Source organism: Clostridium sp. AF21-20LB, assembly GCF_003478795.1.
Lineage (GTDB): Bacteria > Bacillota > Clostridia > Lachnospirales > Lachnospiraceae > Otoolea > Otoolea fessa.
The window spans coordinates 26,393-38,542 of the sequence record NZ_QUGD01000014.1; the positions used below are offsets into that span (position 1 = coordinate 26,393).

The 12,150-nt window shown below is 50.5% G+C and carries 8 protein-coding genes and 2 pseudogenes; 2 read left to right on the forward strand and 8 right to left on the reverse strand.

The genetic code is table 11. The features are described 5' to 3' along the window. The first annotated feature begins 34 nt into the window (after positions 1-34). A pseudogene (locus DWX76_RS08725) lies at positions 35-846 on the forward strand (MBL fold metallo-hydrolase). A gap of 15 nt (positions 847-861) precedes the next feature. On the opposite strand, the gene DWX76_RS08730 reads toward DWX76_RS08725, so the two are convergent. Beyond that, complete coding sequence (locus DWX76_RS08730; RefSeq protein ID WP_182427328.1) at positions 862-1,311, reverse strand: PaaI family thioesterase; 450 nt, start codon at positions 1,309-1,311, stop codon at positions 862-864. Positions 1,312-1,588: 277 nt separating this feature from the next. Between DWX76_RS08730 and DWX76_RS14430 the strand changes: the two genes are divergently transcribed. After that, complete coding sequence (locus tag DWX76_RS14430) at positions 1,589-2,929, forward strand: M23 family metallopeptidase (protein ID WP_412694028.1); 1,341 nt, start codon at positions 1,589-1,591, stop codon at positions 2,927-2,929. Positions 2,930-3,128: 199 nt separating this feature from the next. Here the strand turns inward: DWX76_RS14430 and DWX76_RS08745 are convergent. From DWX76_RS08745 to tgt, 7 genes and pseudogenes are all read right to left on the reverse strand, one after another. After that, positions 3,129-4,291: pseudogene (locus DWX76_RS08745) on the reverse strand (phosphoglycerate dehydrogenase). A gap of 140 nt (positions 4,292-4,431) precedes the next feature. Continuing rightward, the gene (gene serC, locus DWX76_RS08750; protein ID WP_107001472.1) at positions 4,432-5,517 is read right to left on the reverse strand and encodes a 3-phosphoserine/phosphohydroxythreonine transaminase; all 1,086 of its coding nucleotides are present in this window, start codon (positions 5,515-5,517) and stop codon (positions 4,432-4,434) included. Positions 5,518-5,571: 54 nt separating this feature from the next. Further along, the gene (gene ilvB, locus DWX76_RS08755) at positions 5,572-7,254 is read right to left on the reverse strand and encodes a biosynthetic-type acetolactate synthase large subunit (RefSeq protein ID WP_118482351.1); all 1,683 of its coding nucleotides are present in this window, start codon (positions 7,252-7,254) and stop codon (positions 5,572-5,574) included. A gap of 239 nt (positions 7,255-7,493) precedes the next feature. After that, a complete protein-coding gene (ilvD, locus tag DWX76_RS08760; RefSeq protein WP_107001470.1) occupies positions 7,494-9,170 on the reverse strand; it encodes a dihydroxy-acid dehydratase in 1,677 nt (558 codons plus the stop codon). A gap of 107 nt (positions 9,171-9,277) precedes the next feature. Next, complete coding sequence (leuB, locus tag DWX76_RS08765; protein WP_117796026.1) at positions 9,278-10,363, reverse strand: 3-isopropylmalate dehydrogenase; 1,086 nt, start codon at positions 10,361-10,363, stop codon at positions 9,278-9,280. A gap of 342 nt (positions 10,364-10,705) precedes the next feature. Beyond that, positions 10,706-10,981 carry a preprotein translocase subunit YajC gene (gene yajC, locus DWX76_RS08770; RefSeq protein WP_022359870.1) on the reverse strand — a complete coding sequence of 92 codons (276 nt, stop codon included), beginning with the start codon at positions 10,979-10,981 and terminating at the stop codon, positions 10,706-10,708. Positions 10,982-10,998: 17 nt separating this feature from the next. Next, the gene (gene tgt, locus DWX76_RS08775; protein WP_022359869.1) at positions 10,999-12,135 is read right to left on the reverse strand and encodes a tRNA guanosine(34) transglycosylase Tgt; all 1,137 of its coding nucleotides are present in this window, start codon (positions 12,133-12,135) and stop codon (positions 10,999-11,001) included. Positions 12,136-12,150 lie beyond the last annotated feature (15 nt).

The window sequence follows — 12,150 nt, forward strand, 5'->3', positions numbered from 1 at the left end:
AACATATTTTTACATAAATACAGGAGGGACATTCATGACAGAACCACACACTCTCTACGTGTTTGGCACCGGCAACGCCACGATGACACGTTATTATAATACCTGCTTCGCCATCCGCTCCGGCGAGGAATATTTCATGACAGACGCCGGCGGCGGCAATGGCATCCTGCGGATTCTGGAAGAAATGCAGGTTCCATTAAACCGCATCCATCATCTCTTCGTGACACACGAACACACCGACCACATTCTCGGCGTAATCTGGATGATCCGGATGATTGGCACTGCCATCAAAAAGGGAAATTATGAGGGAATTTTTCATATTTACTGCCACGACGGCTGATCGACACGATTCAGACCTTCTGCCGCCTGACACTCCAGAAGAAATTCTGCGACCTGATCGGCGATCCGATCCAGCTCATCCCGGTTTCTGACCGCGAAACTCGGCAGATTCTCGATATGGAGGTCACCTTCTTTGACATTCATTCGACCAAGGCGCGCCAGTTCGGCTTCCGCGCTGTGCTGCCGGACGGCAAGATCGTCTGCTGCCCGGGCGACGAACCGCTGAACCCGCTCTGCGAAGAATTTGCCAAAGGCGCCGACTGGCTCTTCCACGAAGCCTTCTGCCTCTACCGTGACCGGGAAATCTTCTCCCCTTATGAAAAACACCACAGCACCGTCAAAGATGCCTGCGAACTCGCCGAACGCCTCGATGCGCGGCATTTGATTCTGTGGCACACTGAAGATAAGACTTATCCGGAACGCGCTGCTTTGTACCGCGCTGAAGGGGAAGCCTATTATCACGGGGATTTGCTGGTACCGGAGGATGGGAGTGTGATAGAGCTGTGATTGTATCTTGCAGCTCTACCTCCTCCTCAAATGATAATACGTCATCGTCGCCGATGCCAGCAGCGTCTCCTTATCATCATAAATCTTGCATTCGCACACCGAAAATGCATAACCATTCTGTATTTCCTGCGCCCGGGCGATGATTTTGGATGTGTTTTTTCCAGCTTTCAGATAATGGATCGTGCCATCCACGGTCGGGACTGCGTAGTCGCGCCCGGTCATCGCTGCGGTGCCGCCCACGGTATCCGCCAGTGAATACAGGACGCCGCCGTGCACGATACCTAAGATATTCATATGCCACGGTTTCAATACAATCTCTCCAACTGCATAGCCCGGGCGTGCCTCGGTGATCTCCATCTCGATTTTCTTCCGGAAATCATTGGCTGCATCCGTCTCCTGTCCGCGCTTGTCCCAGACTTCTGAGAATGAGCCGGACGGCTTTTTCTTTTCTTCCTTCTTTTCCATTTCATGTACCTCCTTGTATATATGATTTACTCTCTTTTTTATTTCTCTGCAGGTCATCTATTATTTTCTTCTATTTTTTCTATCACTTTTCTCTCTGATATAATCTGTTTGTATAATCTGTTTGCCTGAATCAGCCCATCCTTTTTCCTCGCCTCAAACGCTTTTTCTCATATTTTTCCAAAGATGGACTCATACTTTCTCCCATCCTCTCATACAATCTTATCAGATTGCAAAAATGTTATTGTTCACGCATACGTGCCCAGTAACGGAATTTGCCGTGGCTTCGCATTTAAATACTATCGCACAGGAGGGATCTGTCTTGAAACGAAGTTCTGTTATCATTGCACTGGAAATCTGCGCCATTGCGGCGCTCTTTGTCAGCTGGTCCTTCCAGCGTCCGAACAGCCGTCAGGTCACGGTCGGGAATGCGTCGGAACATTTTATCCGCTGGGTGGATTTCGATGTAACCGCCGACGCCATGACACAGGCGTTCCGCTATGATGTTGATACCTGCCAGCAGGATCTCCACCTGAACTGGGTCGATCTGCTCGCCTACCTGGGGGCGCGCTACGGGGGCGATTTTTCACATTATCAGGCGTCCGATATGACGGAAGCTGCCGAACAGCTCCAAAATGGCGTTACAGTGGAAGAATTGACGAAAAATATGACCTCTTTTGCCTATTATCGTGAGGCTTACGGCGCGGTTCTGGATGGAATGGTCGGACTGTATGAAATTGAGATTCCGAAATCGGAAGCACCGGCTTTTGCACTGGCGGACGCGCAGATACAGGAAGGGGATCCGGCTGCCAATACTTCCTACGCAACGACACCAACAACAACAACAACAACAACAGCAACCACAACAGCAACCACAACAGCAACCACAACTGGTACAGACACAATCGACTCAGCCAGTCAAGCTTCACCAGAAACTTCAGCCTCATCCAACACACAAACTTCTCTCGAAACCCCAGCCCCCACTCTCTCCGATCCCGACGCTGTCCCCCTGACTCCCTCCGGTGAGGAAAAAGTCTGGGTTACCAAATATGGTCTGAAAGCGTTTCTCCCACTGGCGAAAAACTTTCCCTACAGCCACTATGACGATTTCGGTGTCTCCCGCAGCTACGGTTACCGGAGACGGCATCTCGGGCATGATATGATGGGGCAGACGGGAACGCCTGTGATTGCTGTGGAATCCGGGCGCGTCGAGGCGCTCGGCTGGAACCAGTACGGCGGCTGGCGCATCGGCATCCGCAGCTTTGACGGGAAACGATACTACTATTATGCACATTTACGCAAAGACTACCCCTACCAGTCAAACCTGAAAGAGGGCAGTCTCGTCACCGCCGGGGACGTGATCGGTTATCTCGGGCACACCGGCTACAGCAGCACTGAAAACACCAACAACATCGCTGAACCGCACCTGCATTTCGGATTGCAGCTCATTTTTGACGAATCCCAGAAAGAAGGAAACAACGAAATCTGGATTGACTGCTATGAACTGATCCGTTTTCTGGCGATAAACCGCTCCGAAACTGTCAAAAAAGATGGCACTAAGGAGTGGACGCGTGTTTATGAAATGAAAGATCCTAGTATCGATCAATTTTTCACCCCATGACAAAGTTTTCTTACCAAGTCAATCCTGTCGCTTAATATAACCCGCCACTGACAGTTTCTCACCAATATATACATATAATTATCACGTTAAAAAGCCATGCAGAGATTCTTCAATAAAAACATTCTGCAATCCATAAAAATACAGCCGGAAAAGGTGCACCCAAAACCGCACTTTCTCCGGCTGTTTTCAATAAAACTTATTATTTGATCACGCGCACGCGCATCATACCCTGAATAGCTTTCAGCTTCTCAATCGTCGCCGCGTCTGCCTTGGTCTCCAGATCAACCAGCGTATAAGCGTATTTATCACGGCTCTTGTTCGTCATGTTTGCGATGTTCATGTCAGTCGATGCCAGGATCGAGGAAATCTGTCCGATCATGTTCGGCACATTCTTATGAAGAAGTGCAAGACGACCTACGGTTGTGCACACGCCCATATCGCAATTCGGGAAGTTGACGGAATTCTTGATATTACCATTGTCCAGGTAATCCATCAGCTCTTTGACTGCCATCACGGCACAATTATCCTCGGATTCTTCTGTGGATGCGCCCAGATGTGGGGTTGCGATGACGTTCAGCATCTGCATTACTTTTGCATTCGGGAAATCGGTGATATAGCGTTTTACACGACCGGAAGCCAGCGCCTCTGCCATATCGTCGTCATTTACCAGAAGGTCACGCGCAAAGTTTAAGATAACCACGCCGTCCTTCATCTGTCCCAGGCTGTCTTTGTTGATCATCTGGCGGGTGCTGTCAAGCAGCGGTACATGAACGGTGATGTAATCGCATTCCTGATAGATCGTATCAACCGATGTGATGTGCTTTACGTCTCTGGAAAGCATCCACGCTGCCTTGACAGAAATAAACGGATCATAGCCGTATACTTCCATGCCGAGCGCTGCAGCTGCGTTTGCAACCTCTGCGCCGATGGCGCCCAGTCCGATAACACCAAGCTTTTTGCCGCGGATCTCATGACCGGCAAATTTCTTTTTCGCCTTCTCCATATCTTTGGAGATATTTTCATTGTCCTTCTGCTCCTTGCACCAGTCGATGCCGCCGACTACGTCTCTGGCTCCCAGCAGCATGCCAGCCAGCACCAGCTCTTTGACACCGTTTGCATTGGCGCCCGGTGTATTGAATACGACAACACCAGCTCCGCACACTTGTCAAGCGGAATGTTGTTGACGCCCGCTCCGGCACGTGCAACAGCACGCAGTCCCTTCGGAAGTTCCAGATCATGCATGGCAGCACTGCGGACCAGAATGCCCTCTGCCTCCGCCAGGTTGTCAGTCATCTCATAATTTTCGGTCAGTAAACCGGTTCCCAGCTTGGAAATCGGGTTCAGGCAATGGATTTTTCTCATTTTTTAACTCTCTTTTCTTTCAAAATTTCAAATCTTCCCATACGCGGGCTGTTTTTGTTTTAAAAAGTCCACTGCTGCAGCAGAAAGGAACGGATTCCCCCTCCCTTTCGCCGCAGCAATGGCATAAATTTTAAAATTAACTAATTTGTATGTTTTTTCTCAAATTCACGCATGAAAGCAACTAATTTCTCAACGCCCTCGATCGGCATTGCGTTGTAGATGCTGGCACGCATACCGCCGACGGTACGGTGACCTTTTAAGTTCACAAAACCTGCCTCTTTGGCTTCCTTGACAAACAGGGCATCCAGATCTGCATCGCCGGTGACGAACGGTACGTTCATCAGGGAACGGTCCTTTTTCTCAACGGTACCCTTGAAGAGCTTGCTCTCATCGAGGAAATCGTAAAGGATCTTCGCCTTCTTCTCGTTGCGCTCCTTCATGGCACTTAAACCGCCCATTTTCTTGAGCCATTTAAATACCTTGCCGCACATATAGATGGTGTATGTAGGCGGTGTGTTGTACAGAGAGTCATTGTCTGCGTATGTTTTGTAGCGCAGCATGGTTGGTGTTCCCGGAAGAACATCCTCGGTGATCAGATCCTCGCGGATGATGACGATCGCCATACCAGCCGGACCTACGTTCTTCTGGACACCACCCCAGAGAATACCAAACTTACTCACATCGAGCGGCTCTGACAGGAAACAGGAGGAGATGTCTGCTACCAGTGTCTTGCCCTTGGTGTTCGGAAGCTCATGGTATACGGTTCCGTAAATAGTGTTATTTAAGCAGATATACACGTAATCTGCGTCCTCATCCACTGGAAGGTCCGAACAATCCGGGATGTAGGAAAAGGTCTTGTCAGCGCTGGATGCAATCGCGTTGGCAGTACCAAACATCTTTGCCTCCTGATATGCTTTCTTTGCCCACTGTCCGGTGATGATGTAATCCCCCACCTTATTTTTGAACAGGTTCATCGGAACCATGGCGAACTGCATATTGCCGCCGCCCTGTACGAATAATACTTTGTAATTGTCCGGAATCTGCATCAGTTCGCGCAGATCCTTCTCTGCATCATCAATGATGGCCTGGAAATCCTTGGAGCGGTGGCTCATCTCCATGACGGACATACCGCTGCCCTGGTAATCCAGCATCTCTGCCGCTGCCTCTCTCAGTACCTCCTCCGGAAGCACTGCCGGACCTGCCGAAAAGTTATAGACTCTGCTCATAATAAATCTCCTCCTGTCTTACACAAAAATGTGATAATAGCCCCCATTTTACAACTATTCGATGCGTAAGTCAATCTCATCAAACGCTTCCTCGATCGGTTTTCCAGCCGGAACCATCGGGAATACCTTGTCATCGCTGCCGATCTGGCACTCGATCATAACCGGGATATTTAAGCTGATCGCCTCGCGCAGCACCGGCTCCACATCCTCTTTCTTCGTGATACGGTATGCTTTCGCGCCCATGCCCTCTGCCACCTTGACGAAATCCATCTGATCGTAAAGCTCCGTCTGGGAATAGCGTTTTCCATAGAACAGGGTCTGCCACTGGCGCACCATACCCAGAACATGGTTGTTAAATACAACCTCGATAACCGGAATATTGTAGCGAGTTGCCGTCGCAATCTCGTTCATGTTCATACGGAAACAGCCGTCTCCGGCAATATTGATAACCGTCTTATCCTTGCAGCCCATCTTCGCACCAATCGCTGCACCCAGACCGTAACCCATCGTGCCCAGACCGCCGGAGGTCAGAAGCTGTCTCGGACGTTTGTATTTATAATACTGTGCCGCCCACATCTGATGCTGTCCGACATCGGTACAGATGATCGCATCGCCGCCGGTTACCTTGTAGATCTCTTCCATGATATACGGACCGGTCAGAACTTCCTTGTTGTAGCGGAGCGGGTACATATCTTTCAGGCGCTCAATGTGGCTCAGCCACTCGTCATGGTTCATCGGATCCAGACGTGCGTTTAACTTACGCAGGATAATCTTGACATCGCCAATAATACTCGCATCGGTCTGGATGTTTTTGTTAATCTCCGCCGGATCGATATCTATGTGTAAAATCTTTGCATTGGCTGCGAAATGGTTCGGATCTCCCACAACACGGTCACTGAAACGCGCGCCTACAACGATCAGCAGATCGCACTCTGCCACACCGAGGTTGGATGTCTTGGTTCCGTGCATACCGATCATACCGGTATAAAGGACATCGGTTCCGTCAAATGCACCTTTACCCATCAGACTGTCACCCACCGGCGCCTGAATTTTATGTGCAAATGCACTTAATTCATTGGCAGCATCCGATGCCACTGCACCGCCGCCGACGAAAATAAACGGTTTTCTCGCTGCCTTGATCATCTCGATCGCCTTTTCCATGTCTTCCTCACGGATCAGCTCTGTCTCGCGCTCGATCGGCTGCGGTTCCTTCGGCTCGTACTCGCAGGCCGCTGCCGTCACATCCTTGGTGATATCCACCAAAACCGGACCCGGACGGCCACTCTTAGCAATCACGAACGCACGACGGATCACATCTGCCAGCTTCGTGACATCCTTTACGATAAAATTATATTTCGTGATCGGCATGGTAACACCCAAAATGTCGATCTCCTGGAAGCTGTCTTTTCCAAGAAGCCCTGTCGTTACATTACAGGTGATGGCTACCATCGGAATGGAATCCAGGTTAGCTGTTGCAATACCCGTAACCAGGTTTGTAGCTCCCGGACCGGATGTCGCCATACACACACCGACCTTACCGGTTGCTCTCGCGTAGCCGTCTGCCGCGTGGGACGCTCCCTGTTCATGAGAGGTCAAAATATGGGTGATTTCATCCTTGTGTTTATAAAGTGCATCATAAATGTTGAGGATCGCGCCGCCCGGATAACCGAACACCGTGTCTACCCCCTGCTCTTTCAAGCATTCAATGACAATCTCTGCTCCTGTCAATGTCTTCATCTGTCTAACCTGCTTTCCTTCCTTAAACCATTTTAAATGCATATACTCCCGGGCTTTCATCAACCGCAAAAGCGGGGCTGAAAAACTCCGAGAGTACATATCCCCGCAAAGCTTCCGAAAGCGTCTGTCGCGCTGTCAAGTTCTCCGTAGGGGCAGCCTGATAAATCGTCCCATCCACTGCCTTTTGGCATCAAGCAGTACTTTCCGTCTCAAAAGCACCTGTCTGAAGCCCGCAATGATTACTTCTGTGTCTTCGGAACCTCCAGGATTGCGCCCCGGTTTCCGCTCGTTACAAGCGCTGCGTAACGTGCCAGGTATCCGGTCGTAACCTTCGGTTCTCTCGGCTGCCATTTCTTTCTTCTCTCTGCCAGCTCCTCGTCGGATACGAGTACGTTCAGGGAGTTATTGTTGATATCGATGGAAATAATATCGCCTTCCTCAACCAGCGCGATCGGTCCGCCGACTGCCGCCTCCGGAGAAACGTGTCCGATGGATGCACCTCTGGATGCGCCGGAGAAACGTCCGTCTGTGATCAGAGCTACGCTGGAACCAAGTCCCATACCTGCGATGGCAGAAGTCGGGTTCAGCATCTCACGCATGCCCGGACCACCCTTCGGTCCCTCGTAACGGATGACAACAACATCGCCAGCCACGATCTTGCCGCCCTTGATCGCTGCAATCGCGTCTTCCTCACAGTCAAATACACGCGCTGGTCCCTGATGTACCAGCATCTCCGGTGCAACGGCAGAACGTTTTACAACGCCTGTATCCGGTGCCAGGTTTCCTTTCAGGATCGCAATACCGCCAGTCTGGCTGTACGGATTGTCGATCGGTCGGATAACCTCCGGATTCTTGTTGACACAGCCCTTGATATTCTCGCCAACGGTCTTGCCGGTTACGGTCATGCAGTCCAGATTCAGAAGGTTCTTCTTGGACAGCTCATTCATAACCGCATACACGCCGCCTGCCTCGTTCAGATCCTCCATATAGGTCGGACCTGCCGGTGCCAGATGGCACAGGTTCGGGGTGCGCTTGCTCATCTCATTGACCAGCTCCATGTTCAGGTCTACGCCTGCCTCATGTGCAATCGCCGGAAGATGCAGCATACTGTTGGTAGAACATCCGAGTGCCATATCCACGGTCAGTGCATTTAAAAATGCCTTTTCTGTCATAATATCTCTCGGACGGATGTTTTTCTCATACATCTCCATAACCTTCATACCAGCGTGTTTTGCCAGTTTGATTCGCTCGGAGTAAACTGCCGGGATCGTACCGTTGCCCTGAAGGCCCATGCCGAGTACCTCTGTTAAGCAGTTCATGCTGTTGGCGGTGTACATACCGGAACAGGAACCGCAGGTCGGGCAGACCTTACATTCGAATTCTTTCACATCTTCTTCCGTCATGGTGCCTGCTGCGTAGGAACCAACTGCCTCGAACATGCTGGAAAGACTTCTCTTCTGTCCCTTTACATGACCGGCTAACATCGGACCGCCGCTGACAAATACAGTCGGTACATTGACGCGGGCTGCTGCCATCAGAAGTCCCGGTACGTTTTTATCACAGTTTGGAACCATAACCAGCGCATCGAACTGATGTGCCAGCGCCATACATTCGGTGGAATCTGCGATCAGATCACGGGTAACCAGGGAATATTTCATGCCGACATGTCCCATAGCGATACCATCACAGACTGCGATCGCCGGAAATACAACCGGTGTGCCGCCAGCCATCGCTACTCCCAGCTTCACGGCATTTACAATCTTGTCCAGGTTCATGTGTCCCGGAACAATCTCATTATAAGAACTTACGATACCGACAAGAGGTTTGTTCATCTCCTCTTCCGTCATACCGAGTGCATTAAACAAAGAACGGTGAGGTGCCTGCTGCATCCCTTTTCTTACTGCATCACTTTTCATCTTTTCGTCTCCTTCTATCTCTTTCGACGACCTCCGCCCCTGGTGACAGGGGCGGTTTTTACGTTTATCTTTGATTTTATCGCATTTATGAAATTTTTGCAATCTTTCTATTTAATTCTCTCACAGATCAGCCTGCCCATCTCAACGGTTCCAACCTGCTTGCAGCCATCCGCCATGATATCCACGGTACGGTAGCCCTCGGTCAGTACCTGCTGTACGGCATCCTCGATGGCTTTTGCTTCCTTATCCAGATCGAAGGAATAGCGGAGCATCATCGCTGCGGAAAGAATAGTTGCGATCGGGTTTGCGATGTCCTTGCCCGCGATGTCCGGTGCGGAACCGTGGCTCGGCTCGTAGAGACCAAATTTGCCCTCGTTTAAGCTGGCCGAAGACAGCATACCGATGGAGCCGGTAATCATGCTTGCCTCGTCAGAAAGGATATCGCCAAACATGTTCTCAGTCAGGATCACGTCGAACTGTCCCGGATTCATGACAAGCTGCATCGCGCAGTTATCAACCAGCATATGGGTCAGGGTAACTTCCGGATAATCTTTAGCAACTTCCTCGACTACCTTTCTCCACAGGCGGGAGGAATCCAGTACGTTTGCCTTATCGACGCTAATAACGCTCTTGCGGCGCTTCATCGCGATATCGAATGCCTTGATTGCGATCCGGCGGATCTCATTTTCATTGTAGGTCAGGGTATCTACCGCGGTCGTCACGCCATCAATCTCCTTCGTGTAACGGTCGCCGAAGTACAGACCGCCGGTCAGCTCACGCATGATAACCATATCGAAGCCGTCGCCGATGATCTCTTTCTTTAACGGGCAGGCATCTGCCAGCTCTTTGTAGAGGTATGCCGGGCGGATATTCGCGAACAGTCCCAGACCTTTACGGATGGCAAGAAGACCGGCCTCCGGACGCAGGTTCGGAGCTACATCGTACCAGCGGGAATTTCCCACGTTGCCGCCGACTGCACCGAGCAGGACGGAATCACTCTTTTTCGCGGTCTCCAGTGCCTCATCGGTCAGCGGTACGCCGTACTCGTCGATGGAACAGCCGCCCATCAGGATTTTTGTATAATTAAATGTATGACCGTAGACAGCGCCCACCTTGTCCAGCACGCCGCATGCCTCTCTCACAATCTCCGGTCCGATTCCGTCACCCGGAATCACAGTAATATTGCAATTCATAATAAAATACCTCCCTTGTTTCAAACGGTTACTTTTTATCATATCGGATTCCGTCCTATTTTGCAATCTTCTGACGAAGGAAAACCGGTATTCCCCATATAGTAATTTGGAATTTATTCTATAACCTGGGGTTATCTGTAAAATAAAAAAGAATGTGCCTTGGCACATTCTCGCGCCGAGCGCGGTCGCTTGCGACATGTTTCTGCTTCGCGCGAGTGCGCATCATTGGCACGTTAGTGCCTTTTTGTGTAATAGGGAATTCCAAGGAATTTCCTGTTACACAAAAAAAGGACCGCCGCCCCCATCGGGAGCTGCGATCCTCTCACTTTCTTACCGTTCTTCTTAGACTTCCGGTTTCTCAACCTGAACGATTGCATCCTTACGCATCGGGATGCGGCAGTTCTTGTTGCTTCCGAACTCTACGATTACAGTATCATCGGTCATATCGATAATCACGCCGTAGAAGCCGCTGGATGTCAGAACGCTGTCGCCTACTGCTACGGTTGCCATCAGTTCTGCCTGTTTTTTCTTTTCCTTGGACTGTGGACGGATTGCCATAAAATAGAAGATGGCAATGATAAATACAAGGTAAACGATCATTCCGCTTGTGCTGCTCATGTGGTATATTTCCTCCTTTAGTTCGATTCACCCATCATGCCTGCAAGTTTCTTTGCTTTATACTCAGCATAACAGTGATGTTCGATCGCGTCGCGAATCTCTTCCATCATTTTATTATAAAAATACAAATTATGCAAGACGCATAATCTCATCCCCAGCATTTCCTTCGCCTTAAACAGGTGGCGGATATATGCGCGGGAGTAAGAACGGCATGCCGGGCAGCCGCAGCCTTCCTCGATTGGGCGCGGATCCAGCTCATATTTGCTGTTCAGGAGATTTAATTTGCCATGGTTCGTGTATACATGGCTGTGGCGTCCATTCCGGGACGGGTACACACAGTCAAAGAAATCGACGCCCCGGTCTACCGCTTCCAGGATGTTTGCCGGTGTTCCAACGCCCATAAGATAAGTCGGCTTGTCCTCCGGCAGGTGCGGAACGACTGCATCCAGAATCCGATACATTTCCTCATGGCTCTCGCCAACTGCCAGACCTCCGACCGCATAGCCATCGAGGTTCATTTTGCTGATTTCCTTCGCGTGTTCGATACGGATATCCTCGTAAATCGCACCCTGATTGATACCAAACAGGAGCTGTTCCCGGTTGACCGTATCCGGCAGTGCATTGAGGCGTGCCATCTCATCCTTGCAGCGCGCCAGCCAGCGCGTCGTGCGCTCCACTGATTTCTGTACATAGTCCCGATCGGCAAGACTCGGCGGGCACTCATCAAATGCCATCGCGATCGTCGAACCTAAGTTGGACTGAATCTGCATACTTTCCTCCGGTCCCATGAAAATCTTGTGACCATCGATGTGGGAGTTAAAATAAACGCCCTCTTCTTTAATCTTCCGCAGTCCCGCCAGGGAAAACACCTGAAATCCGCCGGAATCCGTGAGGATCGGGCGATCCCAGTTCATAAATTTGTGCAGACCGCCAAACTGTCGGATCAGCTTGTCGCCGGTACGGACATGGAGGTGGTAGGTATTGGAAAGTTCCACCTGCGTGCCGATCGTGCGGAGATCATCGGTCGAAACCGCGCCCTTGATCGCCGCCACCGTGCCGACATTCATGAAAACAGGCGTCTGGATGGTTCCGTGGACCGTTTTCATTTCCGCGCGTTTTGCGCGGCCATCTTTGTATAAAATCTTGTATTCCATCTTTTTTCCTATACT